General features: G+C 41.6%; 28 protein-coding genes and 3 tRNA genes. 18 read left to right on the forward strand and 13 right to left on the reverse strand.

Annotated elements, in window-relative coordinates; all coding sequences use genetic code 11:
• Positions 1 to 49 precede the first annotated feature (49 nt).
• Positions 50 to 802 (forward strand): 5'-methylthioadenosine/S-adenosylhomocysteine nucleosidase, encoded by a 753-nt coding sequence (gene mtnN, locus ACOQOE_RS10070; protein ID WP_067864793.1) that lies wholly within the window; start codon positions 50 to 52, stop codon positions 800 to 802.
• A 57-nt stretch (positions 803 to 859) separates the two neighbouring features.
• On the forward strand, positions 860 to 2,041 hold the full coding sequence (locus ACOQOE_RS10075) for a pyridoxal-phosphate-dependent aminotransferase family protein (RefSeq protein ID WP_420553904.1): 1,182 nt from the start codon (positions 860 to 862) through the stop codon (positions 2,039 to 2,041).
• Between the two features lie 73 nt (positions 2,042 to 2,114).
• On the opposite strand, the gene ACOQOE_RS10080 is transcribed toward ACOQOE_RS10075, so the two are convergent.
• Positions 2,115 to 2,618 carry a TlpA disulfide reductase family protein gene (locus ACOQOE_RS10080; protein ID WP_067864787.1) on the reverse strand — a complete coding sequence of 168 codons (504 nt, stop codon included), beginning with the start codon at positions 2,616 to 2,618 and terminating at the stop codon, positions 2,115 to 2,117.
• Positions 2,619 to 2,869: 251 nt separating this feature from the next.
• On the opposite strand from ACOQOE_RS10080, the gene ACOQOE_RS10085 reads away from it, so the two are divergent.
• Together ACOQOE_RS10085 and ACOQOE_RS10090 are read left to right on the forward strand one after the other, a co-directional pair.
• Complete coding sequence (locus tag ACOQOE_RS10085; protein WP_420553905.1) at positions 2,870 to 3,739, forward strand: NAD(P)-dependent oxidoreductase; 870 nt, start codon at positions 2,870 to 2,872, stop codon at positions 3,737 to 3,739.
• 114 nt (positions 3,740 to 3,853) lie between these two features.
• Complete coding sequence (locus tag ACOQOE_RS10090) at positions 3,854 to 3,985, forward strand: hypothetical protein (protein WP_269454613.1); 132 nt, start codon at positions 3,854 to 3,856, stop codon at positions 3,983 to 3,985.
• Positions 3,986 to 4,055: 70 nt separating this feature from the next.
• Here the strand turns inward: ACOQOE_RS10090 and ACOQOE_RS10095 are convergent, their stop codons facing one another.
• Positions 4,056 to 4,865, reverse strand: a complete 810-nt coding sequence (locus ACOQOE_RS10095) for a DUF1853 family protein (protein WP_420553906.1) — start codon at positions 4,863 to 4,865, stop codon at positions 4,056 to 4,058.
• Between the two features lie 78 nt (positions 4,866 to 4,943).
• On the opposite strand from ACOQOE_RS10095, the gene ACOQOE_RS10100 reads away from it, so the two are divergent.
• The 9 genes from ACOQOE_RS10100 to ACOQOE_RS10140 all read left to right on the forward strand — a co-directional run bounded on the left by ACOQOE_RS10100 (position 4,944) and on the right by ACOQOE_RS10140 (position 10,092).
• Positions 4,944 to 5,249 (forward strand): excinuclease ABC subunit C, encoded by a 306-nt coding sequence (locus ACOQOE_RS10100; protein WP_067864776.1) that lies wholly within the window; start codon positions 4,944 to 4,946, stop codon positions 5,247 to 5,249.
• A 2-nt stretch (positions 5,250 to 5,251) separates the two neighbouring features.
• Positions 5,252 to 7,093 (forward strand): excinuclease ABC subunit UvrC, encoded by a 1,842-nt coding sequence (uvrC, locus tag ACOQOE_RS10105; protein ID WP_420553907.1) that lies wholly within the window; start codon positions 5,252 to 5,254, stop codon positions 7,091 to 7,093.
• Between the two features lie 6 nt (positions 7,094 to 7,099).
• Complete coding sequence (gene pgsA, locus ACOQOE_RS10110; RefSeq protein ID WP_067864770.1) at positions 7,100 to 7,648, forward strand: CDP-diacylglycerol--glycerol-3-phosphate 3-phosphatidyltransferase; 549 nt, start codon at positions 7,100 to 7,102, stop codon at positions 7,646 to 7,648.
• Between the two features lie 90 nt (positions 7,649 to 7,738).
• A tRNA-Gly gene (locus ACOQOE_RS10115) sits at positions 7,739 to 7,813 on the forward strand.
• A 21-nt stretch (positions 7,814 to 7,834) separates the two neighbouring features.
• A tRNA-Cys gene (locus ACOQOE_RS10120) sits at positions 7,835 to 7,908 on the forward strand.
• Between the two features lie 9 nt (positions 7,909 to 7,917).
• Positions 7,918 to 8,004, forward strand: a tRNA-Leu gene (locus ACOQOE_RS10125).
• 203 nt (positions 8,005 to 8,207) lie between these two features.
• Positions 8,208 to 8,627 carry a TA system antitoxin ParD family protein gene (locus tag ACOQOE_RS10130; protein ID WP_420553908.1) on the forward strand — a complete coding sequence of 140 codons (420 nt, stop codon included), beginning with the start codon at positions 8,208 to 8,210 and terminating at the stop codon, positions 8,625 to 8,627.
• Entirely contained in the window at positions 8,620 to 9,198 is a 579-nt protein-coding gene (locus ACOQOE_RS10135; protein ID WP_420553909.1) for an AAA family ATPase, read from the forward strand. Before ACOQOE_RS10130 ends, ACOQOE_RS10135 begins: the two co-directional genes overlap by 8 nt.
• Positions 9,199 to 9,609: 411 nt before the next feature.
• Positions 9,610 to 10,092, forward strand: coding sequence for a hypothetical protein (locus tag ACOQOE_RS10140; RefSeq protein ID WP_420553910.1), 483 nt, complete (start codon positions 9,610 to 9,612; stop codon positions 10,090 to 10,092).
• Positions 10,093 to 10,156: 64 nt separating this feature from the next.
• Here ACOQOE_RS10140 and gap read toward each other — a convergent pair whose 3' ends face one another.
• Positions 10,157 to 11,176, reverse strand: coding sequence for a type I glyceraldehyde-3-phosphate dehydrogenase (gap, locus tag ACOQOE_RS10145; RefSeq protein ID WP_067864757.1), 1,020 nt, complete (start codon positions 11,174 to 11,176; stop codon positions 10,157 to 10,159).
• 137 nt (positions 11,177 to 11,313) lie between these two features.
• Between gap and ACOQOE_RS10150 the strand changes: the two genes are divergently transcribed.
• From ACOQOE_RS10150 to ACOQOE_RS10165, 4 genes are all read left to right on the forward strand, one after another.
• Positions 11,314 to 12,015 (forward strand): DNA-binding protein, encoded by a 702-nt coding sequence (locus tag ACOQOE_RS10150; RefSeq protein WP_067864755.1) that lies wholly within the window; start codon positions 11,314 to 11,316, stop codon positions 12,013 to 12,015.
• 90 nt (positions 12,016 to 12,105) lie between these two features.
• A complete protein-coding gene (locus ACOQOE_RS10155) occupies positions 12,106 to 12,555 on the forward strand; it encodes a response regulator (RefSeq protein WP_067864751.1) in 450 nt (149 codons plus the stop codon).
• A gap of 105 nt (positions 12,556 to 12,660) precedes the next feature.
• The gene (locus tag ACOQOE_RS10160) at positions 12,661 to 13,335 is read left to right on the forward strand and encodes a response regulator (protein ID WP_420553911.1); all 675 of its coding nucleotides are present in this window, start codon (positions 12,661 to 12,663) and stop codon (positions 13,333 to 13,335) included.
• 30 nt (positions 13,336 to 13,365) lie between these two features.
• Positions 13,366 to 13,647 (forward strand): hypothetical protein, encoded by a 282-nt coding sequence (locus ACOQOE_RS10165; RefSeq protein WP_067864745.1) that lies wholly within the window; start codon positions 13,366 to 13,368, stop codon positions 13,645 to 13,647.
• A gap of 651 nt (positions 13,648 to 14,298) precedes the next feature.
• Here the strand turns inward: ACOQOE_RS10165 and ACOQOE_RS10170 are convergent.
• The 8 genes from ACOQOE_RS10170 to ACOQOE_RS10205 form a co-directional block, all read right to left on the reverse strand.
• On the reverse strand, positions 14,299 to 14,556 hold the full coding sequence (locus ACOQOE_RS10170) for a winged helix-turn-helix domain-containing protein (RefSeq protein WP_420553912.1): 258 nt from the start codon (positions 14,554 to 14,556) through the stop codon (positions 14,299 to 14,301).
• Positions 14,557 to 14,691: 135 nt separating this feature from the next.
• Complete coding sequence (locus tag ACOQOE_RS10175; RefSeq protein ID WP_420553913.1) at positions 14,692 to 14,850, reverse strand: hypothetical protein; 159 nt, start codon at positions 14,848 to 14,850, stop codon at positions 14,692 to 14,694.
• 187 nt (positions 14,851 to 15,037) lie between these two features.
• Positions 15,038 to 15,814 (reverse strand): hypothetical protein, encoded by a 777-nt coding sequence (locus ACOQOE_RS10180; protein ID WP_420553914.1) that lies wholly within the window; start codon positions 15,812 to 15,814, stop codon positions 15,038 to 15,040.
• 77 nt (positions 15,815 to 15,891) lie between these two features.
• Positions 15,892 to 17,103 (reverse strand): dGTP triphosphohydrolase, encoded by a 1,212-nt coding sequence (gene dgt / locus ACOQOE_RS10185; protein ID WP_420553915.1) that lies wholly within the window; start codon positions 17,101 to 17,103, stop codon positions 15,892 to 15,894.
• 36 nt (positions 17,104 to 17,139) lie between these two features.
• On the reverse strand, positions 17,140 to 17,928 hold the full coding sequence (locus ACOQOE_RS10190) for an SIR2 family NAD-dependent protein deacylase (protein ID WP_420555472.1): 789 nt from the start codon (positions 17,926 to 17,928) through the stop codon (positions 17,140 to 17,142).
• An 83-nt stretch (positions 17,929 to 18,011) separates the two neighbouring features.
• Positions 18,012 to 18,482, reverse strand: a complete 471-nt coding sequence (locus ACOQOE_RS10195; protein WP_420553916.1) for a non-canonical purine NTP pyrophosphatase — start codon at positions 18,480 to 18,482, stop codon at positions 18,012 to 18,014.
• 194 nt (positions 18,483 to 18,676) lie between these two features.
• A complete protein-coding gene (locus ACOQOE_RS10200) occupies positions 18,677 to 18,910 on the reverse strand; it encodes a hypothetical protein (RefSeq protein WP_420553917.1) in 234 nt (77 codons plus the stop codon).
• Between the two features lie 25 nt (positions 18,911 to 18,935).
• The gene (locus ACOQOE_RS10205) at positions 18,936 to 22,220 is read right to left on the reverse strand and encodes an SNF2-related protein (RefSeq protein WP_420553918.1); all 3,285 of its coding nucleotides are present in this window, start codon (positions 22,218 to 22,220) and stop codon (positions 18,936 to 18,938) included.
• Between the two features lie 180 nt (positions 22,221 to 22,400).
• Between ACOQOE_RS10205 and ACOQOE_RS10210 the strand changes: the two genes are divergently transcribed.
• Positions 22,401 to 23,441 carry an IS481 family transposase gene (locus ACOQOE_RS10210; protein ID WP_420553919.1) on the forward strand — a complete coding sequence of 347 codons (1,041 nt, stop codon included), beginning with the start codon at positions 22,401 to 22,403 and terminating at the stop codon, positions 23,439 to 23,441.
• A 52-nt stretch (positions 23,442 to 23,493) separates the two neighbouring features.
• Here the strand turns inward: ACOQOE_RS10210 and ACOQOE_RS10215 are convergent, their stop codons facing one another.
• Both ACOQOE_RS10215 and ACOQOE_RS10220 read right to left on the reverse strand, forming a co-directional pair.
• Positions 23,494 to 24,396 carry a hypothetical protein gene (locus tag ACOQOE_RS10215; protein ID WP_420553920.1) on the reverse strand — a complete coding sequence of 301 codons (903 nt, stop codon included), beginning with the start codon at positions 24,394 to 24,396 and terminating at the stop codon, positions 23,494 to 23,496.
• Between the two features lie 344 nt (positions 24,397 to 24,740).
• Positions 24,741 to 25,283 (reverse strand): type I restriction enzyme endonuclease domain-containing protein, encoded by a 543-nt coding sequence (locus tag ACOQOE_RS10220; RefSeq protein ID WP_420553921.1) that lies wholly within the window; start codon positions 25,281 to 25,283, stop codon positions 24,741 to 24,743.
• Positions 25,284 to 25,323: the final 40 nt, after the last annotated feature.

Raw genomic sequence — 25,323 nt, forward strand, 5'->3', positions numbered from 1 at the left:
ACGGATTATCAACATACTTTATATAATAAAACGACGGTAACAGTCTCTAATGAGCACAGATCAAAATATGGCTGATCTGCTTAAGCAGAAAAGCGGTAATGTACGCATCGGAATCATCGGTGCAATGGACGAAGAAGTAAAACTGCTTAAGGCTTCTCTTGAATATAGAGAAGATCATACCGTTGCCGGTTATCATATATATACAGGTAAACTGCACGGCAAAGATATTGTGCTATTACAGTCAGGCATTGGTAAAGTGAATGCTGCGATTGGTACAACCATCTTGTTGCAAATGTTTAAGCCTGATTGCATCATAAATACAGGTTCCGCTGGTGGTTTTGATCCAGAGCTGAATGTAGGGGATGTCGTTATCTCCTCTGAAGTCCGTCACCATGATGTTGACTTAACAGTGTTTGGTTATGTTTATGGCCAAGTACCTCAGCAGCCCGCTTCATTCTTACCTGATGAAACCTTAGCGGCTGTCGCTGAACGTTGTATATCTCGCATGGATGGAGTCAAAACCGTACGAGGTTTGATCGCTACGGGTGATCAATTTATGAATGATTCAGCACGCGTTGAACGCAAACGCGCTCTTTTTCCGACCATGAAAGCGGTTGAGATGGAAGCAGCAGCTATAGCGCAAGCCTGCCATCAATTTTCTACTCCCTTTATTGTTATTCGTGCACTTTCTGATATTGCAGGTAAAGAGTCAGGGGTATCCTTCGATCAGTTTTTAACAACAGCGGCTAAACATTCTGCAGAAATGATCATCGCAATGATTGATGAGTTAGCCGTCAACTGATACAAATAGAGCCTTAAAAATTTACTAGCTTTAGCAAGCGTTAAATAAGGCTCTAAAATGACAACTTCTTTTCACCCTCCAGTACGCACATTAATGGGCCCTGGCCCCTCTGATGTAAGTCCCCGTGTGCTTGCCGCTATGGCGCGACCAACGATTGGGCATCTTGATCCTGAATTTATCCGTATGATGGATGAAGTAAAAGCGATGCTCAAAACCTGTTTTAAAACTAACAATGAGTTAACTATGCCTATTTCGGCCCCAGGCTCCGCTGGAATGGAAGCCTGCTTTGTTAACCTTATTGAGCCTGGTGACAAAGTTATTGTTTGCCAAAACGGTGTATTCGGCGGACGTATGAAGGAAAATGTCCTTCGTTTCGGTGGTGAGTGTATTCTTATCGAAGATGAGTGGGGAACTCCGGTTAGCGTAGAGAAAGTAAAAGCCGCGTTTGCGGAGCACACAAATATTAAAGCCTTGGCTTTTGTTCATGCAGAAACGTCCACGGGTGTTCGCTCGGATGCTAAGGCCCTTTGCGCCATCGCCCATGCTAATAATGCACTGTCTATTGTCGATGCAGTTACCTCATTAGGAGGTATTGAGCTTGACGTCGATGGTTGGGGGATTGATGCAATCTATTCCGGTACACAGAAGTGTTTGTCATGTCCTCCGGGTATCTCGCCGGTTAGCTTTAGTGATAAAGCAGTTGATGTGGTTAAAAACCGTAAAACACCCGTTCCAAGCTGGTTTTTAGATACAAATCTAGTAATGGGTTACTGGGGAGGTGGCGGTAAGCGCGCTTATCACCATACCGCACCGGTAAACTCTTTGTATGCGCTTCACGAATCGTTAGTTATGCTTGAGGAGGAGGGTTTAGAAAACGCTTGGGCTCGGCATGAAAAGCATCATCAAGCGCTGCGCGCGGGTTTGGAGGCTATGGGAATTGGCTTTTTAGTTGAGGAAGATAGTCGTTTACCGCAACTGAATTCAGTTTATATCCCTGAAGGTGTTGATGATGCAGCTGTACGTACCGCATTACTGCAAAACTATAATCTTGAGATCGGAGCCGGTCTCGGCGCCTTAGCTGGTAAAGTTTGGCGCATAGGTTTGATGGGCTCAGCGGCAACGCAACGTAATGTTATGCTTTGCTTAGATGCATTGGAAAACACTTTAGTTGATATGAAAGCACCTATTAATATAGGTGTTGCAGCGCAAGCGGCTGCGGCCGTATTTGCGGCTGAATAACGTGAGTTATCTAAAGATAAACCGGCTTTTGTAAGCCGGTTTTTTTATTAGGCGTTAATGATCTATTTATCTTTTAATGGAGAGCGTTGTTTATTAATTGGATGGAGTCATCACTATCCCAATCTCTACCGCCCAAGGTTCGTAAAATTAACTCGCCTTCTTTATCCAGAAGAAGAGTCATTGGCAAACCTCGAATACCAAATCGTTGATAAGATTCTCCCTCTTCATCAAGTAAGATAGGGAAGGTCAGTTCTGTCTCAAGCTCAAGTAAGAAGCTAGACACCGCTGTTGAGCTTTCACCAATATTGATCGCTATTATTTCAAAAGGTTGCTCAGAGAAATGCACTTTTAACCGCTGCATGGATGGCATCTCTTTTACGCAAGGCGGACACCATGTAGCCCAGAAATTAAGGAGTATGATTTTTCCTTTATAATCTGCAAGGTTCACCGTTTCATTATCTGCATCTTTTAAGCTGAGTTTAAAAAGTTCAGAGCCTGTTTCCCCATGTGCGCTAAGAGTCATGCTGAAGGTAATAAATAGCATCAGCAAAAGGCCAATAATTTTACGGAATTTCATTTGATTACCTACTAATGATTTTCAATCATTCTAACAAATTAGTGGGGGTTGTTTTACCTTATGCCGCTTATTGTTCCCTTGATATTATAGAGCTATTTTTAGCTAATGCTTGGCAGCCCAATGTTTACTTAAACTTTATAAACAAGTAGAAAAAAAGAGATGCTTTTGCTTAACTGTTGATTCTTTTAAGTCGTCATGTGGCTTTTCTTAGTACCAATTCGTTAGTTTAACCAGCAATTTATAGGATGATTATGAACGTAGCATTCATTGGCTTAGGCGTTATGGGATACCCAATGGCAGGGCATTTATCTAAAGCGGGTCATCAGGTTAAAGTCTATAACCGAACAACAAGTAAAGCTGAAAGCTGGGTGAAGGAACACAAAGGTAGCTACGGCATTACGCCAGCAGAGGCCGCAACGGACGCAGAGATCATATTTGTTTGTGTAGGTAACGACAATGATTTACGTGATGTAATTTGTGGTAAAGACGGCGTTCTCAAAGGTATTTCAGGGGGCGCGATACTCGTTGATCATACAACCGCTTCAGCAGAAGTGGCTAGAGAGATCTATGCAATCGCTCAAGGACAAAATGTTGGCTTTCTTGATGCGCCCGTTTCAGGTGGTCAGGCAGGTGCAGAAAATGGTGTATTAAGTGTCATGGTTGGTGGCGATGATGCGTCGTTCGCAAAAGCCTCGCCCGTTATTGAGGCTTACGCAAAATCTATACGTTTACTGGGAGAGGTAGGCTCAGGACAGCTAGCCAAAATGGTTAATCAGATCTGTATAGGTGGATTGGTGCAGGCCCTTTCTGAGGCGGTTCATTTTGCCAAATGTTCAGGCCTAGATGCTGAACAAGTATTCGATGTAATTCAGCATGGTGCTGCGGGCTCTTGGCAGATGGCTAATCGCCATCAAACGATGATTAATAATGAGTTTGAATTTGGTTTTGCTGTCGATTGGATGCGGAAAGATTTTGATATAGTACTTTCTGAAGCTCGTAAAAATGGCGCTCGTTTACCTGTTACCGCATTAGTGGATCAGTTTTATGCGGACGTGCAAGTGATGGGAGGTGGGCGTTTAGATACCTCAAGCTTGCTGAAGCGATTAGAAATAGACGAATAAAACCATTTTATTAGTATGGTTTTTGTGGCCTAGATGCGGATAGACATCATCATTTGAAACTATATAATAAAGTCGATCTCAAAATTATTATTAAAGAATACCAAGGACCGTTCTATGGATAAGTATAGTTTGATCTCTGTTGCACCAAGCTTAGTTATTGTTGCCGCAATGATTATTGGCACAGTGGTTGGCATCGCAACCCTTAAAAAAGTTATAGCTAAAGACGCTGCTTCTGCAGAAAAATAAGTTGTAATTTTGTCAGGCAGGCTAACAATGGTTAGTCTGCCTGAATTACTGTAGGGCAGTATACTTCCTCTTATTCGCACCATTGATTAGGTACGATAAACCCCCGATCGACTTCTCCTCCTGTTGTTTTATCAAACCTAACAACCAACAACGGTTTATCCGAGCCGTCTATAACTAGTTTAAATTGGTTTAGTGTTTTTAGACTGTTTACCTTAGGTGATAGCCAATAAGGTTTTTCGAGAATAGCATAATTAAATTGCTCGCTGAGCAGATGTTGTTCCTGTTGCTTTATCCACCAGCCTTTTTTGTGATCAGGGTTGATTTCAGGATGTAAGGTGCTTAAGTTGCACGGTTGTGACAAGTGGTAAAATAGATAGCCTTGTAACAACATAAGTTTTTTGGAAGGGTGTATATTTAACACCTCGCACTGAGCGCGACCCGCAGGGCTATCAGATAGGCGAAGTTGGTGGTTCAATAATCGTTGGTGTTTTCGATCTAATCGGTCCCGTTTATTAGGCCCGATGAAATGAGAAAGTTGGCTGCCGTCACCGACACAAAGATAGAATTTAACTGCACATTCTAGATGAAAATCGTACTGCTCTGTTCGGCCTAGGAAGTCATATTCTCCGAGAGTTTTCTTTTGCTCTATGACTTGTATATTTCTTTTTAATTCAATTGGTTGTATATGTTTATTGATAATCTGATTAACAAGCTGCTCATAGTAGTAACCTATACGATTATGGGTTGAAGCGACCTCTAGCGCCTCAAAAGCTAAAGGGGTTTCAACTTCATTAATCCAGTCGACGGCTGATGTGATCTCATCATTGGTCAGCTTTATTAAAGAGGGGCATTTTAATATCCAAAAAAGGTCGTCTATCATATGAACTATCTAGTTACACATAGGGCTTTAATCGCTTAAAGTATGCCTTAACCCGAATTTGGATTACAGAGAGAAATAATGAGCAGTACAAATAGCAATAAAAAGCCGTTAAATGAGCAAAACCGTGAAGTAATGCTCTCTGATTCTGATATTAACAGTATCATAGTTAATGGGGCTCAAATTTCACTTATGAAGTTACGTAGAGCACGCAGTACTGATGCACGGCTTTGCTATTACGCAGAAATTGGCGTTTATCTTGAAGTTTCTTTATCTAGAGGCGCAGGTATTACTGATGAAACCCTTGAAACCCTTGAAGAGATTCATCGTATTGCCACCCATGAATATATGGATACTCGGAAACTTGAGGCGATGGCAGATAATTAAGCGTGAAACCGGATAATACGACAGAGGGCTTTGATGCCAAAGGCTTCCTTAAACAGCTCACAACGCGCCCTGGCGTTTATCAGATGTATGATCAGGCTGATAAGTTGCTGTATATTGGTAAAGCTAAAAACTTAAAGAATCGCGTTAGTAGCTATTTTAGATCGACGGGACTGAGTATAAAAACAGCCGCATTGGTCGCTAAAATAGCCGATGTGCATGTAACGGTCACTAATAGCGAAACCGAAGCGCTGCTGCTAGAACAGAACCTAATAAAGCAATATAGACCGCCCTACAATATCCTTCTTAGGGATGATAAGTCCTACCCCTATATTTTCATTTCCGATAAGCACGCCTATCCGGCTGTCCAGTTTAGTCGTGGAGCTAAACGGAAAAGCGGGCGTTATTTCGGTCCATTTCCTAGCGGTGGGGCTGTTCGAGATAGTTTGAACTTACTGCAAAAAATCTTTCAAATACGTCAATGTGAAGAGAGCTTCTTCAAAAACCGTTCTAGGCCTTGTCTTCAGCATCAAATTAAACGTTGTACAGCCCCTTGTGTTGAAGCTATCTCAGAAGAGGCTTATCAAGAAGATATACGTCATGCGGCTATGTTTCTAGAAGGAAAAAATAGTGCGGTTATGGATGAGGTGGCGAGCCGAATGGAATCAGCCTCGAATGACTTGGATTTTGAGCAGGCAGCAACCTACCGTGATCAATTGATTAGCTTGCAGAAAGTACAGGAGCAGCAATATGTATCAGGTAAGCAGGGTGATGCAGATGTAATTGCCTGTGCGATAAAGCCCGGCGGCGTTTGTATCCATATGCTTTTTGTTCGTGGTGGTCGTATTATTGGTAGTAAATCATATCACCCCAAAGTAGCTATAGAGGAGAGTGAATCAGAGATACTCTCATCGTTTATTGCGCAGTGGTATCTTAGCGGCGTTCGAGATATTCCAGCTTATGTTATTGCTTCTCATGAGGTTACTGATAAGTCTTGTATAGAAGACGCGCTGGCAAAAGCAAAAAATAAAAAGGTCACCTTAGCCCATCAGGTCAGAGGCGAAAGAGCAGGGTGGCAAAAATTGGCATATACAAATGCCGAGCAACAGCTGAATAGCTTTCTAGCCAATAAAAAGAATATTTATAATCGTTATTTGGAACTTCAAGAGCTTCTTGGACTTGAAGAAGTGCCGCAGCGTTTAGAATGTTTTGATATTAGCCACAGTTCAGGTGAGGCAACGGTTGCCTCTTGTGTAGTGTTTGATCGTAACGGCCCGCTTAAAAGTGATTATCGGCATTTTAATATTGAAGGCATTACCGGCGGTGATGATTACGCCGCTATGCACCAAGCTTTACATCGGCGTTATACCCGTCTTAAAAAAGGTGAAGGGAAGTTACCTGATGTTTTGATTATTGATGGCGGTAAAGGTCAAGTCACGCAGGCAATGGAAGTTTTAGATGACCTGTCGATCAGTGATGTGCTTGTGATTGGCATCGCAAAAGGCCCAACGCGCAAAGCGGGCTTTGAAGTGTTAATATCAGGTGATACTGGCGAAGAGACGATACTTGAAAGCGATTCAGCGGCCTTGCACTTAATGCAGCATATTAGAGACGAGGCCCACCGTTTTGCTATTACTGGACATAGAGCGAGACGAGGGAAGGCGCGCAAAAAATCAGTTTTAGAAGATATTCCAGGCGTTGGCCCGAAAAGACGGCGCGAATTACTGCGTCATTTCGGTGGAATACAAGAAGTTGAGCGTGCGAGTATTGAAGAAATTGCAAAAGTCTCTACCATAAGCCAGACCATAGCCGAAGAGATCTACTCGGCACTTCATCCTGATGTATAAGAATTGATGAAAATACCAAATATACTGACAAGCTTACGCATTCTACTAATACCTGTATTCGTACTCGTTTATTATTTACCTTATGAGTGGGCACCTATAGCGACAGGTTGCGTGTTTGCTATCGCCGGCTTTACGGACTGGCTTGATGGCTATTTAGCTCGCAAATTGGATCAAGCGTCGCCTTTTGGGGCTTTCTTAGATCCTGTGGCTGACAAATTACTGGTAGCTATATCCCTTGCATTGCTAGTAGAAGGCTATGCAAATTGGTGGATCACAATTCCCGCCGTGGTTATTATCGGTAGAGAGATTGTTATCTCAGCCCTACGTGAATGGATGGCAGAGGTAGGAAAACGCTCAAATGTTGCGGTTTCTCACATTGGTAAGGTAAAAACAGCCTTGCAGATGCTAGCAATTATGCTGATGATTGTTACTGAGCCTTATACGACTATTTCTTGGGCTGGGATTACCGCTTTGTATATAGCGGCAATTCTAACTTTATGGTCTATGTATCAGTATCTTAGAGCTGCTTGGCCCGCTTTATCTGAAGAGATGTAAGTGGTTAATAATTAAGCATAATTTTTTTATCGTAACAGTGTTGACTTATAATAGGGGAACTCTATAATACGCACCACTTGTTACAGCAGAGCGGGAATAGCTCAGCGGTAGAGCACAACCTTGCCAAGGTTGGGGTCGCGAGTTCGAACCTCGTTTCCCGCTCCATATGCTAGATCAAGTTATAGAGGCGCGGTGGCAGAGTGGTCATGCAGCGGACTGCAACTCCGTGTACGCCGGTTCGATTCCGACCCGCGCCTCCATTAAAATTTGCCCGGGTGGTGAAATTGGTAGACACAGGAGACTTAAAATCTCCCGATCGTAAGATTGTACCGGTTCGAGTCCGGTCCCGGGCACCACTTTTCGTGGTGCACTTTAAACCCCGCAAGTTAACGCTTTCGGGGGTTTTTGTTGTCTTTTTTATGTACGCTCCTGTAATTTATAGCCCACTCGAGTGCAGAATGAGTGACCAGTCAAGTCTCGATTAGCTTAAGGCTATAGCTCTTTTTTGTAGCTATCTGCTACAATCAGTAAAGAGTTAATAAAATATAGAGCGTACGATATGGCAAAAGCACATTCCCCGTTGCGTTTAGATGCAAACCTAGTAGAGCAAGCCAAACTATCAGGAAAGCATCTTCACCGTTCGACAGCAGAGCAGATCGAGTATTGGGCGGACATTGGGCGCAGTGTATCTAAAGTAATTACGCCAGAGACTTTGCTGCAGCTCTATGCAGGATTGGTAAAAGTTAAAGTAGAGCCAGTAGATGGTCCAACTGTAGATCCTGATAGACTCTTTGATATATTGGAAGATGATCGGGTAGCGGGTTGTCTCCAAGATAATATTACTTCTAGTTCATTAAAGTATCAGGCTTCAGCTCAATATCCTGGAATGCTAGAGCAGATTGCTTTAGATGACACTGTTATTGTAGGTCAGTTCGAAAATGGTAAATTTACCCCATCCGCTGGCGTGATTTGTGAGTAATTCCAAGCAGTTATGGATGCTTGTTGGTGGAAATGGTGCAGGCAAAAGCACCTTCTACCGTAAATACCTTGAACCAAAGGGTGTGCCATTTATTAATGCCGATGTGCTCGCAAAGCAAGTCTTTCCTGATGATCCAGAAGGCAATAGTTACGAGGCTGCTCAGTTAGCTACGCAAATGCGTGAGCAGCTACTGATCGATGGTGCTAATTTTTGCTTTGAAACCGTTTTTTCTCATCCCTCCAAAATCGACTTTGTCGCTAAGGCTAAAGCGTTGGGTTATCAGGTTGTTTTAGTGTTTATTCATGTTGATAGCCTTTCATTGAATAAAGCTCGAATATCTCAACGAGTAGAGGAAGGTGGGCACTTTGTGCCGGATGATAAGGTAGAGACCCGTATCTCGAGAACGCTAGCAAATGTCCGAAGCGTACTTCCTCTATGTGATCATGTAAGAATTTTAGATAATTCCAGTTGCGGCAGTCCGTATGAGCAAGTAGCTACTATTCGGAATCAAGCGATCACTGGGCATAAGAAACCATTACCTGTCTGGGCGTCAGATTTGTTATACGCATAACAGGCGGCGTCATAAGTTCAATTATCCATATTATTTCGTATTCCGATTCAGACTTGGGCTCGAGTCCCGCTTTTTTAGGTTTTTAAGCCCCGCAAGTGAGCGCTGCCTGTTTTATTTTGTTGTCTATTTTTACAGCTTAGTTGGTGTGGGATTTAGCGGCCTTTCACTTTTCTGTCTCTGTGCATCTTGGGGTGGTGTGTCGTTATTGGGATTATAGCTTAATGTATCTATGCACTTGTACCTCAGTACAATAATTCCATTAAAGTTGCCAAATTATAATCCTATCAATTAGATATAAGTTTGGTTTGATAATTAATTAGGGCTCAGCAGTAGCTGGCTGAGCCGTTATGTGCTGCTATAATGGAATGAGTGGTTATCGCCTAGCGTGTTAAAGACCTAAAGGAGAAAGGTATGGGTGGTCTATCTAAAGGGGTATTAATTTTATTGGCCGTAGGTGTTGTCGGTGGCCAAATTTTTAGTGCGCTTGATACTCGACCATCAGCTAAGATTACGTCTAATAAATCAGCATCAAGTGAAGCTACCTTTCTAGAGTCTATGGATAATGGCATCGATCCGACCGATATTCTTGAGCCTACTGCGGCAGGAAAAACGCTAAACTCAGCATGTGAAACTGGTTATATTGTGGGTGACTTAAATGATAATCGCTTCTCAGAAATCAGCTACGCATCTATTGATAGCGAAGGTATCACCTATATACAGGTTTCAAGATACAGTCCGTCCTATTTAATTCAAGAGCAAGATCAAATTGTTACAGCAACTGAAGTCGATGAAATACCAGATAGTATAAGACAGCAGTTGCAGCGAGACATTATCGAGCCGGATAGATGTAACAATTTGGACCTCTACCTTTCTAAAATAAAAACTGCAGAATAGTTGCGCAGGCCGTAGGAGCATTGCTTTTCGTCAACGACCTGTGAATTTAGTTCTACCTGTTTGTCTAGTCATAAAAACCTCCAATTTTGGCTATCTCTTTTGCTGTATCCAGCATGCGATTTGAAAACCCCCATTCGTTATCGTACCAAGCGAAGACTTTAGCTTGCTCCTGGGTACAGATGGTTTGGGTGGAGTCAAAGATGCAAGAAGCTTGCTGGTGATTAAAATCAACAGATACTAATGGCTTGTCGCTGTAGGTGATCACGCTATTATTTGAGCCTTTTGAGGCCTCTCTCATAATGTTATTGATAGCCTCGGCGGTTGTTGGTGTGTTGGGTGTAAAGGTTAAATCAACAAGTGATACATTGGCTGTTGGAACACGTACGGCCATGCCAGCAAGCTTTCCCGCAAGCTCGGGGAGAACAATTCCTACAGCATCTGCTGCGCCTGTTTTTGTTGGGATCATCGATGTTGCCGCGGCACGCGCTCTATATAAGTCACCACTAAATGCGTCTGTTAGGTGCTGATCGTTAGTGTAAGCATGAATGGTTGTCATGAGGCCTGAGCTGATACCTATAGCGTTATTGAGTGCTTGAGCCATAGGTGCCAAGCAGTTAGTGGTACATGAGGCGTTAGAGATAACTAAATGGTTTTTAGTTAGGATGTTGTGATTTACGCCATATACTATTGTGGCATCAGCATTTTTGGCAGGGGCGGATACTAGTACGCGTTTAGCACCACTCTTTATGTGCTCCATTGCTGCGTCCTTGTTTGCAAAAAGCCCTGTGCACTCAAATACTATGTCTATCTCTAGGCGCTCCCAGGGAAGGGCGCTTATGGACTTTTCTTTAAGGATTTCTATCCGATCCCCGTTTATTTCTAAACAATGATCTTTGGTTGCGACCTTGTACATAAAACGTCCGTGAACGCTATCGTATTCAGTTAGGTGGGCATTTACTTTTGGATCGCATAAATCGTTGATCGCGATAATTTGTATGTGTTCTTGTTGGTTCGATTCGTAAATTGCACGAAGGATGTTTCTTCCAATACGGCCATAGCCATTGATCGCTATACGCATGCTCATATGAAAACTCCTTTATCGTCTTATTTTTCAGCCTAGTACAGAACAGCGAGTGGCGCTAAAAGATATTTATTAAAGCTGCTGAGGGCGGTGAAGTTAGCTATAATATGTATCAAATAGTACATATTGGATATTGCAAGATGGCAAAAAAGAGCGATACACAGGAGTTTGCTAAAAAGACCGCAGACATTCTTCTACAGGAAGGTATTCGCCCGACGCAGCAAAATGTGAGAGAGCGAATGGGTTGCGGCTCTATTACAACCATCAATAAAGCGTTAAATGCTTGGTGGCAGGAGCTAGGTGAGCGACTAAAGGTAAATACGAGCCATCCTATGCTGCCAGACCCTGTGGCGGAAAGTGCGAGTAAGCTATGGCTTCAGGCGCTTGCTTATGCAGAAAAGGAGTTGGAGGTGCGCCGCGATAATCTTGAGCGCGAATATAGAGAAAAAATCAATCAAGCCGCAAATTCATCGAAAGCAGATAATAGCGAATTAAAAGAACTACGCTCTCAGTGCCTTAGACTGCTTCAGGAAAATGAAAAATGTTCTGATCAAAAACTCGCCCTTCAGGGTAAGCTGTTTGAGCAAGAGAATACACTTATCGCGCTTCAGGCAAAAAGCGAAGCTTTAGAGCGAGAGTTAAAGCAGAAGCAGATTATGAGCAAAGGCACGCAAGATATTGATGAATATATTGAAATTCAGGTTAATAACCGAACTCTCAAAGAAGAAAATAAGCGCCTAAACAAACAGATTGAGTTGCTGATTAGTGATAAATCATCTCTTCAAATGGAAAATATACAGTTAAATGCAGAGGTTAGCGCGTTGAAGCAGGGGATAAGCTAGTGCAAAACCCAGAGGAATGTTAATCTATATGCTTGTATTTGATCTATGTAACTTAACCTCCATTCTGGCTTTCTTAGGTATCTAATTAATATGGATATAGTTTTAAATCTTGAAGCTGAAGATGTAGTGATATTGGATGCGCTGCATGAATGCGGTTCTGAGGATGCTGTCTGTTGTCAGGATACAGGGACATTTGAGCGTTCAAAGAAGCTCTTAATCAAAGAGAAACTCAAGAATGTTACCGTTCAGCTTCTGGATGAGGGCGGTTACGCTATAAGACAGGTAACCAGTAAGCCTAAGAATAAAGCACTGAGCTCCGGCTTGCTTAATAGTCGGCAGATTACCGTTATCAAGGCCTTAGAAAAGGTTTTGAAACATTGTAAAAACGAAGGCATACAGCTTATCGGGTATAGTGATGAACTGGTTGCTTTGCCTGCAAGTGTTTCAGACGAAGAGATCTCAAGTGCAGGCGCGTTAGATATCAATTGCCATGATGTCTATAAAGGGGCAGATGCAATTCTACCCGACGAGGATGTATAGCCTTGCAAGAACAAGCTTAATATTTATCATCTAACTTGTTGTTTCTAAATAAACAATCTCAAAAAACAACAAGAGCATATAATAAAGCAAATTACAGGAAAATAGATGACTGATCCAATTAAGATTCTCCTTGTTGATGACCATCCTTTGGTAAGGGCGGGATTTCAACGTTTGCTAATATCTGATGATAGCATTGAGATAGTGGGCGAAGCGGATAACGGCCAGTCTGCATGTGATATGTATGCTACTCACGCGCCTGATGTTGTTGTTATGGACTTAAATATGCCTAACGACTCGTCTGCTAGCGATGAGGCTTGTCATAATCTAAATGGCGGATTGGAAGCAATCCGAAGAATAATCTCCCATGATACTAAAGCTAAAGTACTTGTGTTAACTGCAATGGAGATTGATCCGTTTCCTGCTCATGTAGTTAATGCGGGCGCTAAAGGGTTTCTTACTAAGCGCTGCGCACCTGATGAACTATTAGCCGCTGTTAAAGCAATACATAATGGTGAAGAGTATATCACTGAGGAGATGCGTACCCGAATTAGTGGTGACGGTTCTACTGAGGCCGCGTCTATTAGCAGTTTGACTAAACGTGAGCTTCAAGTCTTTGCTTTGCTTGCAGAGGGTAGGACGGTTTCGCAGGTTGCTGAAGAGATATTCCTAAGCCCTAAAACTGTACACGCACACCGCACTAATATTTTTAGAAAACTGACTATCAGTAATAACTCAGAGCTAGTTCACCTCGCAATTCGTCACGGTATCGTCCAAGCTTAAAAATATAACAACTCATAAGGTGGATACACCATGAGCGATTTAGATTTTACTGAGCTGCATATGGAAACCGAGTTTCTTTGGAATGAGATCTCCATTGGGGATAGCGTTATGTTAGATGCCGATCTATATGAATCCAATACATTTAAATTACACAAATACCAAGCTTATGAGGTTGTCGCCAAGCTTCGTGCAGTAGCAGCAGAACCCTCGATGCTTGTTGTTGAATCGGATATAACTGGCGAATTTATAAACCTCCATCCAGCGTTACTGTGCAGCTATCAAGCACCAGATACGCCAGTGTCTCACGCCTAGAATTTAAACCCAGGCAGCGCAAGCAGTCCCCATTTTTACTTTTTTACATCATAGATTCCAAGACAAAAACCTAATAATAGTAAGTATTAGCTAATCTGTAGCTCCCTATATAGCCATAATAATATATTCGCATAATATATATTATGTTAAATACGATAATTATTTGGCTATAGGTTGGTTTGCCCTTGTGTTGTTTTCAGATTCAAATGACTCTTTGTCCAGTTTAGTGAATCTGTGATGCTTAAAGGTTGATACTGTCTGCAATCCAATCCACATCCAAACTAAGTTTGGAAAAGTTTGTACTTGTGAAAATGCCCACAGGCCCCGGCCCCGCCATTTGTGGATTTGATTGCAGTACTAAAGCGTCAGTACAAAAACACCGTCGAATCTTTTCCGCATTTAGGCTTATTCAGGGTTAAATTAGATCGTGCGGCAAGTCCTTCAAACTCTAATGGCGTTTTACTGAGTACGGTATCGATGATCTGATCATATCTAGACTGACGGATGCTCTCATGCGCTGCATTCAGCAACTCTTGCGGTGTTTGATTGCTTGTAGGCAGCAGTTCACAACTCCCTGCTCCGCTTTCTGCTCAGCCGCTCTCAGTGCCATTTGATCTTTTACAAACTGCTGAATCTCCTCAGAACTTTTATTCAGAAACCGTTGAGCTTTATCGGTATTTTGTAGACGCCTCTGCGTAGTCTTTCTGCCAGTCCGCTATTGGTCAAATAACTAAGCGCCCAACTGATTCTGTTCAAAAATACAGTGCCATTACCTGAGTCATATTCCTGAGCTACTTCCTCGTCAGACAGTTCAAACTCTCGAGCTAAAGTCTGCTCCAGGCTTCTGAATTTTTGCTCTCCATGATTATCAAGGTAACGCATAATGTCGTTGTATTTAGGGATAGACATAACTTGTCCGTAAGTTTTATTCGCATGAAATAGCATTTAAAAGTACTTGTAACATATTGATATAAAATGAAATAAAAAGCCCTGAATATGTATTAATATCAACAAGGCTATAAATAATTAAATACCTTTAATGCTCTATTTTCCAACCGCTAAAGCCTCAATTCCTTTAATTCGATTTCTCAGGTCCATCACCACACCATCATCAAACAGACCAAATACACCTTCAAAATGAATATCTGAGAACGGCGGTTTGGCCAACATCGCTGGGCTCATCATTCGTATTTTACTCAACATCTTTTAAATTCAGTGCTAATGTGCGTCTATGAATTTAGAACAATTAATCATTACCAAGAAGCTTAAAGTTGGCAGGGATAGAAGTGCAACCAAAGCTTTTACAGCCGACAGTATACTCAGCGTTTTTGATGGCAGATCAAATATTAGCTGAACTAATGACTGGGTTGGGTGAGGTCAATTTATTAAGCTATTGTTTACAAGATGGGATCGACGATGTGATTTTGTTATCGATCTGACGTATGAAGTTATAAATTGCTACGTATGCATTGGAGACAAGCTCGTAGTTTACTTCGATAATTTCACCGTCAATGGTTTTACCATTCCTGTGTACTAAGTCGTGCCTAATTGAGCAGGCCTGTTTTATGTCGGTGATGTCTATTTCAAATTTCTGATTTATCATTCCCTCAAATATTTTCACTGACTTCCAAATGTTGTGATATAGAACATTCGAGAGAGAATTGATTACAGTGGATAAGACAAAATCTGGGTCTTTTAAAATTTCATGTAATGGGTATTTTTCAAAAGACAGGGCTTTGCTTATATCTTTGTCAGACACAAAATTGTTCAAACAAGTAGGATGTGTTCTTACGAGATGAACGGCAAGTTCATATAGATAGGCTTCTAGAATAGTTATTCCATATGAATACAGCATTTTGAACTGCCAAGGCTGCTCCTCTGAAACTTGGAAAGATTCAAGTACCTTATAAGATTCATTCAAATCGTTAACTGTATTGTTGAAGAGAACAAGCGGTTCATTTTTTATAGACCATTGAGCTTCTGCAAAGTCTTCATCTGCAGCCCTACGGCGTTCACGGTCTTCGTAGAAATCGTTGGATAAAGCTTCCCATTTAGGATGGGATTCATCAGCCTCTTCATCATTCAAAATAGAACGAATATAGACTTCTTTTTCCTGCTCAATCTGTTCTTCCGCCAATTCCATATAATACTGTTTGACTGAACCCATAAGCTTCCTTTATATCTCTCCCATCAGGCCATTGTCCTAACTATAAACTGGTTAAACAGGCTCCTAAGAGTGAATAGTTAACTTTTGAAATACAACTTCTCTAGGCTATTGATACCAAAATATTTTTCATATTCCTGGGCGGCATAGGAGTCCATCATTCCTGAAATGTAGTCAGTAACAAGCCGCGTTTTACAGTCTTTCAAAGACCTCAGTTCAGGAGGTAGAAGTATGTTGTTATGGTTGTATTTTTCATCACTATATACTTCAAAAAGGCCTCTGATTATCTGCTCTCCTCGCCTTTCATACAGTTGTATATCTTTCTTTCTTAGAATCGCCTTGAATAGCAGCTTTTTTAACCCTTCAGCTAACTTCGCATAACGCTTATAACCGAGCTGATCATCAACCATACCAATATCTGAACATAGAATATTAACAATATTGGATGTTAGCTCTTTCTTAAGGACAATCGCGTATTCCTCAGAAGTTTGTCCACGGCTTGCCTTCATAGCTTCTGCTTGTACTTTCTGAGTCAACTCCTGCATGTCGGGGAATGCGACACTAAACTTATCGCTGATCTTAAACTCATGAACAATTTCACCTAAGCTAATCATTCCGAAGCTAAGAGCATCTTCGAGATCATGTGCGGCATATGCAATTTCATCTGCTAGATCCATGATCTCAGCATCTATACTTTTCTTAATCTTAAGGCCATGCTTATCTTGCTCTGCAGACAGAAAGTCATAATCATCGTCATACAAAAACTTTTTGCTGTTCTCGCTTTTATTGAAAAAATATTTTGTAACTGCCATCAACGTACGAATATTTAAATTCAATCCGTCGTATGCATGGTGTTTCTTTTCTAATGTTTTCAGGATTCTGAATGCCTGAGCATTGCCCTCATAGCCACCACAACCAGTACTGAGCTCGTTTAGAATGATCTCACCGTAATGACCAAATGGCGGGTTACCAATATCATGGGCAAGGGAAGCTGTCTCGCTAACAACTGAGCTTTCCAGGCCCAAATCCATAGCAATAGACCTAGCGATCTGAGCAACTTCCAAGCTATGAGTTAAACGGTTCCTATTGAACTTGTTGGCATCAATACCAAGTAACTGCATTTTTCCTTGAAGTCTGCGAAACGAAGAGGAATACAGTACCCTTGCATAGTCCCTCATAAGTTCTTGCCGACCTTCAGAACGCTCATCACTTGAGTCATGCACTCGATATTCTAATTTTTTGAGCTGTGCTTCTTGTTCCTTCGCATATTCCGTTGTTTCGCTGTCGTACATAATTGTGCTCCTTTATTCCTTGGAGGGAGATCAAAGCTATCTGAAAGAGCCCAGAAAATTGTTAAGTGCAACTTCAGGATGGTCCTCTGTAGAGGTAATCATAGTTATCCCCCACTGGTCTAAGATTGCTTCTTGAATTGGATTTGGGCGATTCGTAAACACATAGGATCTAGGTTGACCGCTTGCTATACCATTTGATCGCCATAATTTTGCAAGTTTGTAGAAAAGAAAACGTAAATTCACATCAGTAAGGCTATAACCGATAAAAAGTACAGATTTACCCAATACATCTGACCGAAGTTTTATATCGAGAGGGGTTTCAAACTCAAGGCGTTCATAGTAACTAGACTCATCTAATACGATGGACTCGTCATTATCAAAGTCACCATGAAACTTAATTATCTGCGTGAGACCTTCCTTGATATTTGGAATGTCCGAAACAGCAGCAATCTTGGTATATTCCTGATCATACAGTTCGAATGACTTTTCGATCCAGCGGTCATAGTTAGTCGTATAGATGATTGGGAAATTTGAGGTGGCTATTAACCTATGAATGTTTGAGTCTTCTAGTTTGATAGACTTGTCATGCCAGTTGGTATCCATCCAGCTTCTAAGCGGACCAATGTTCCCTTTTTTTACTTTGTAGTACTCAGCTAAGGCAAGGTTATCACCAAAAGTATTGAAAATTTCTGGTTCATATCCAAGCTCCTTTGCTATATGCGCAGTGAGTTCAGACCAAGAAGGTAGACCTAAGTTTTTAGATACACCTGCACCAACAAAAAGTATGACATTTCCATTTCTGTATGACTCGTGCAGATCATCCATCACAGAGCCTCCTCAAGCAGAAAATTCCTGAACCGATCAAATGCTATTTTCCTCATTGAAATATCATTTTTGATATCACCCAATTAAGCATACGTTTGATCATAGCCTTTTGGAATGAAAACGCAGTCCCACTGAAAATCTCTATTACCTCTTGGCTCTGGAGCGATATTACCTTCTACTACACCTTCAAAAATATGTAGTTTTTTTGAATCGCAATAAGCAATCACCGTCTTTGCCTTAAGGTCTGTGTTGTCTAGCTGGCCTAATAGCTTTGAAAAATTGTCGGCTTCCAACTTATCCCAAAAAACTTGTGTTAACCCACCTGGAAACCCTTTGAGGCTATCGATGTATAGACCCGTGTGCTCCACGAAAACAGGTCTACTTATTTGCTTAAAGGCTTTAAGGATTTTGTCACGGGCAATATCGTAGATATCCTCAGTTTGTATTTCGTGAATTTCCAAAGGGGTAGGAATGATTGAGTCTCCAAGACCGCTAAGAATAGTCTCAACTTCTTGGGCTTTATGAGGATTTTTTGTAACGAAGCGAATATCCATTATCGATAGCAATCCATGAGTAATGCACTTTCATCCTATCCCCTCATTAAAATCACAAGCTTGAAATGATAGAGATAGGCTGCTAACTTATTTTAATATAATGTATACCATAATTAACTGATAATTAAGATATATCCATTTATTTGGCGAAAGTTTGGATTTTCCCAAAATGTGGTCTTAAGCTGGATTCGCAGTTAAAAGTAGTTTGTACTCTTACCTCGACAGCCCCCTAAATTCCTTAAGCACCAGTTTGGAAAAAGTTTGGATTGTTTTTTCTGTTTAAGGCTTAGGAAAGCTGCAGCAAGTGAACTCTTACCAAACCCATTTGGAGCAACTAATAAGCTTGGCTTATTGGGAATGATATTGAGCTCAAAACTTTGGCTAGAGAACCCCTTAATATTTTCAATTATTAGCTTTTTAATAGTCATCTAATTCTGGTTCCGTCCAATAATTTCACTCTTTAATTCCAATTATGCAGGCCGCAATCCTCTCACTAGCATGCGTTGTTGGATCAGGCATCACTACGAAATGCTCATAAACTCTTTCAAATGGAAGTGGTGAGCTGATTAATACATCTCTAAGGTCAGACAACAATATAGCCTTACGCCCACGTGCTGAATTTAGCTTCTCGTACCAAACAGGCCTTATAAGCTCAAGCCACCTATCGGCTAGTAGTGACCAGTTAACAGTTCTCTGTGTTTCTATTTTTTGTGAAAGAATGCCAATCAGCTTTCTGTAGAACTCAGCTTGTTCTTCGTCTGCATGCTGCGCCCACTTTCCTAAGATCAACTCCATCTCTGATAGGGCTACCTGCTTTCTCCTAGGTAGAAGGTTTCGTTCGATCTCAGGAAGTCTGCAAAGGTAACTTTTAACATCTGCAAAACACCTATCAGAATGAAGATCGACCTCTTCTGTATCGTCGTTCAACTGAGCTGCAAGGAATGTAGAGATATGAGAGAGATCGGTAATGGGTTCTTTCTGTTTACTGGACAGGAGAACCCACTTAGGAGAGCCAAATTCAGTACCAGAAATACAGAAGAACCCCCAATCATGATCTGAGGCCACAGCACTAATTCTTGTGCAGGTTTCCTCTATAGCAGCCATTTCTTGGTAGTGCTCGGTCGACACCAAACCTGTACCGTCACCAATTAGAGATCTGACAGGATCAAATGCGTCTTGTATCCCATCCCATGACACGCTTTCTTTCTCTGCTTGCTCGATGATCTCGTCATAATTCACACAATGATCAGACATACCTTCAGGCAAATAGAAGTTTGAACCTAATAGCAACTCGTTGGCTTCGAATCGCTCAATCAATAGGTCATCCGCCCTGAGCGCAAAGGCTTCATGGTCTCTAGGCCAATAAACTTGGATTTCATCGTGGATGCTATCCATTCGGTCGACACGGCCTATACGCTGTTCTACAAGGCGAACTACAGAAGGCATATCCAGATGCACGACCGCAGAAGCATTCTGCAAGTTATACCCTTCTGACATGGCGTCTGAACATAGTGCTAGCACATTCTCAGTTAGTGGGTTCTGGTTATTTAAATACCGATCAACCTCTTTACGCTCTGTCTTGGTTGAATCACCTGATGCACGTAGAAGAATTACGTCATCAAGTATTTGGTGCTTCTCGGATAAGTGGCGCAGATAGATCAACGTTAATGGATGACGATCAAACGCAATAACACCGAGTTGATCTTGGTTTGTGAACAGTTCCCTAATGAGCATCAATTTGGCTAGTTCACGTGAGTCATCAAGCGTTTCAAGTTCAGAGAGAATATCCTGATAAATACTGATTTCCTTATCTCGTGCTCTCTCAAAAGCTACCTGATCATTAAGCCAGTCAGGTATTTCAATCAGCCCTATTAATTGTTCAGGTAAAACGACGCCGGGTGCTTCTTCAAGCTCAGATAACTTAGGAATCATTCCCTTATGACCAGTACTGTCCTTTGCACCAAACTTAAAGAAGGCTAGAGTTTGCTGTAATCCCGCGATATGCGCATAAGCTGAGGCACGAGAAGATCTAAGATGAGAGATGACCTGATAAGCTGCGCTACGTTTAGCCATACCCAAACGGCGCTTGAATACTGACTCAGGAACTGATGACTCACCATCGTGGGTTGTAAATGCGCTTTCATCAATAGTGCGTGTAATGAAAGCCACACCTTTCAATTTATTGGTTAATTCACGGATCTTATGCGCAATAGATATAGATGTATCAGATTCGCCGGTATCGTATGGGATAGCATTATGTTTGGGATATCTACATAGTTGCTGATGTTTGTTTAGATAGGAATCAGGGTCTTTATCTACAAGATTATTAAGTTCTCTCTTCGTTCGGCGAACTGTAAATTTCGCGATCTCACTCTTTAGAGCTTCCAGTTGATCTTCTCTCGCCTCACGCATTTTTTTGACATCAAGACGCAGCCAGTTATTAAACTGTTGAATGACTTTCGGGTTGAAGTTATCTGCACCTAAAATATTCACCAAACAAAGTAAGTCAGAAGCACTTCTGTTAATTGGCGTGGCGGTGAATAGCATCACATGATCTGCAAGGTTTCTTAGTAATACTTGAGCACGTTTAGAACCGGCATTGAGGTAATTGTGAGCTTCATCAACAGTCAAAATCTGACCCTGCTTGATACATTGCTCAACGAAACTGTTTATTGCTCTTTCTTTATCGACAAAACTGAGAGCGGCTTGGGATAACGGTTGATGGCTTAAACCGTAGCTTAAAAGCTCTTTCTGCCAGCCTGACACTACGCCGGGAGGGCTGATAAGAGACATACCCCCACCACGAATATTTCCGGTTCTTATTAATCGATCAAAGACAGCACGTTGAAGAGCGGTGCCCATTCGCGTTTTACCGCTACCGGTAGCATCTGCCACCAAAACACTACCAAGGTTTTCTATGATCCAAAGAGCCTGTGCAATACCTTGTTGCTGTGATGGCCATAGGGACAAATCAGGATTGCTCAAGCTTGTATAAGAGGTGTATTTTTTTGCCCAATGGCCTTCCAGTAGTTCCGAGCAAGCACGTGCGATACAGTCTTTCCAGTTTGATGCCTGTAGCAGTGATTCAAGCAGAGCTTTGAGGTGCCCTCGATAGTCATCAGCAAGACTGAAAAGCGCTTCAGCGTATTCGGAGATTTCAGTATAGCGTTGCTCTTCTTCATCTTTTTTGAAGCGCGCATTGGCTTCAATGTTGCGAGTGAGTCCTGAATTCGAAAAGTTAGAAGAACCGAGCATGGCGACTTCACTGGTTATTACCATCTTCGCATGCATCATTCTTCCGGGAATATCTAGATAGGCCGCATCAACTTGACCTAAACGCATCTTTTCTAGTGCGACAAAGACATCGGGATACTGAAGAAGAGATATTCGCTTGTTAAGCCAGTATTTTAGAACCTCTTCGGGGAATGTTACAAGGGCAAGAGACATGGGAGCATTGGTGATCGGAAACGGCTCGTTTCCGATTAGAAGACGTAAATCCTGATCCTCCTTTAAACCAGCAATAAGTCTTACCACTCGAAGCAGCGATGTATAGCCCGTAACAATAAAAGGTTCTTTTTCGTGTTGAAGGTCGATTTGCAAAATAGAATCGACAGTATTTCGGCCATAGTTATGGGGGATACGAGAAATCTCTGGAAAAGATCCTTCGGGGGGATTATTGCGATTCTCAGTATCAGGTGAGAATTCGTCTTTAAAATAAAGAGGGATCTGATCTGCCATACCACCATCCATGGGTTCTATGTAACAAACTTGTTAGCAAGGTACTTGCTATTATTTATGATATGACAAATGCTCATTTGAATTAGCTCAGACTAGATCTGACACATCATCTTGAAAAAGAGAGAGTTACCCGTTTTGATAAAGGTGTCGAATCTTAAATCAAAACAAAAGGTAACTCTCATGATCCATACTAACAATCCAATCATTAAACACAAAGCTGGCTTGCTGAATTTGGCAGAAGAGCTTGGGAATGTGTCCAAAGCATGCAAAGTCATGGGCGTATCACGAGATACGTTTTATCGTTATCAGGAACTTGTTGAAGAAGGTGGTATCGATAGCCTGATCAACAAAAGCCGTAGAGCACCGAATCCCAAGAACAGAGTGGATGAAGCAACAGAACAAGCTGTCGTTGCTTATGCCATTGAACAACCCGCTCATGGTCAGCACCGTACCAGTAATGAACTACGTAAGTCGGGTGTCTTTGTATCAGGTAGTGGCGTCCGTTCAATTTGGGTTCGACATAATCTTGAGAACTTTAAAAAGAGACTGAAAGCTTTAGAAGATAAAGTTGCTAACGACGGCATCATCCTGAGCGATGCTCAGGTTGCAGCGCTTGAGAAAAAGAAATCTGATGATGAAGCATGCGGTGAAATTGAGACGATACACCCAGGTTATCTGGGGTCTCAGGACACCTTTTACGTAGGTAACCTGAAAGGCGTTGGCCGTATATACCAACAGACCTTTGTGGATACTTACAGCAAAATCGCTTTCTGTAAGCTCTATACCACTAAAACACCGATTACTGCTGCAGATACACTCAACGATAAGGTATTACCGTTCTTTGAAGAACACGAGCTTCCTATGCTGCGTATTCTTACAGACCGAGGAACTGAATACTGTGGTCGGGTCGATCAGCATGATTACCAGCTTTATCTTGCTATAAACGATATTGATCACACCAAAACTAAAGCGATGTCCCCACAAACAAATGGTATATGTGAACGCTTTCATAAAACGATCTTGAATGAGTTCTATCAAGTAACTTTCCGTAAAAAGCTCTACGAATCACTTGAGGAACTACAAAAAGATCTGGACGGCTGGATGGAATACTACAACAATGAACGAACTCATCAGGGCAAGGTATGTTGCGGTAGAACGCCAATGGAAACGTTGCTTGATGGTAAACGGGTCTGGGCCGAGAAGAATTTAGCCCAGATCTAAACTGACAGACACCAGATAAAAAACGGGTAACTGTCAGATCAAGTCTGAGCTACTACAGCTCATTTGTCATTAGGTCAAGCAATTGCAGCCTGTCTTTTACGTTTTCTATTTCTTCATATTCACACTCAACCTCTCCTTTTACAAGGTGGAGGTGAACATCATTCAGTAATGCTTTAATGTGAGTCGGTGTCTCATCAGAATCAAGATTCAATGCCGCAATTGAACGAAGAAAGTCTATATGATCTCCTGAAATATCCTTGGATATTAGATGCAAAATCAACTCTTTCTTTACTATCTCTTCTTCTAGAAAGTCCAATCTATCGCCAAGAGAATAGAATACCTTTATCGCCTTTGAGTCTGATCGGAGTTCATAGGTATAAAGGTTTAAAGAACGGGCGCGCTTTCCTATGATACGAAAAAGGTTTTTACTAATTTTTCCGACAATTTTTCCGATGAATTTCTTTATTTGAGTGGTGTTATGTATATATGAAAAGTGTCCTTTGTCGCTAATATTGATACCTAGATGCTTATGAAGGTACGATAAAAAAAGGTCTTTCTCTTCAGTTATATTGGGCACAGAAGACAGAGAAAATCTCACATATCTATGTGACTTATAAAACTTAGACAGTAGAGCAAGAAACTCTTTATGTACTGCGGATAGGCCAATGCCCTGATTTTTCTGTAAGCGGTTGGCAAGTTCCGTGGTGTTGTGTGTGATCAAGCTTTCTTCGAATTCCTCAATAGAAATACTATCGTCATGCTCGATCAGAATAATGGCTACTTTGAGTAGCCTCTCAATCCCCACGGAAAGACTGTATAGAATCTCGAAAATATCAACAGAGTGATTTAGACCCTCTAGAGAGTCTAGGGATTTTATTCCGTTGTATATGAATGTTCCAGAGGCATCAAGTTCCATGCCTAAACCAAAATTCTTCCACCACTCATCTGGTTTCACCCAACTTCCTCCATAAAGACTAGAATTCCATACCTATCTTGCTTAAACCCTGACGAACAAGACTATCTCTTAGAATAGATTATGTCGAATGGTAAGCCTTGAACACGATTGTCAGAATTGACAAAGCAGGCTATTATCAATATAAATTCAAATTAATTATTTAAAAACAAATAGATAGCTTTATCTTTGTCTGGAGAAAATGCGCTAAACTTCAACTTATACCGGATTCTTTCAAAACGTTAATCTGGAGGATATTCCTACGTCCCGCATAAACTGGAAGGCTGAAGCTTCAAATTCCGCTGGAAGCTACACTAGCGCACGCTGCTTCTTCGACTTATTGGATATTAATGTACGTAAACGCTCTGACCCTGACCAGGGTATTTCTCATAAACGTGCATAAAGACTTCTGAGCATGCCTTAGGCCATAGGTCATCATCGTAAGCTTCTGGAAGCTCATCTAAGACCTCTTCGATCAGGTTTTTGATCTTGGCTTTGGTTCGCTGTTTTTTACGCCAATCGATAACCAGAGCGTCCTGCATATTACTGATAAGCATCTTTGCGATGGCTTTTACTTTAGTTCGTTCTTTATCAGATAGCGTAACGTCTTCTAATAGCAGATCAAAGATCGCAAGTTCTTCCTCTGTAAGGCCTTCCTTAACAGTTCGTTTATCTTCTACATTCAGCTCATGGATAAACTCTTCAAGCCGTCTGAACAGTTCCTCAGCGTTATAGGCACCGAGATTGTATTCCTCGACCATATCCATAAACTTCTGCTGCAAGTCCTGACGTGTGCGGTTACGCATAATCATTGGCTGAAGCTTTCGTTCAATGATGTTTTTCAGGCGTTCTGCATCAGACTGTTTCGGGGTGGTTATCCGCGAAACCATCTCTGCCAGTGCATCAAAGTCGATACCCGCGATATTAATA

Source organism: Neptuniibacter marinus, assembly GCF_965223595.1.
Lineage (GTDB): Bacteria > Pseudomonadota > Gammaproteobacteria > Pseudomonadales > Balneatricaceae > Neptuniibacter > Neptuniibacter marinus.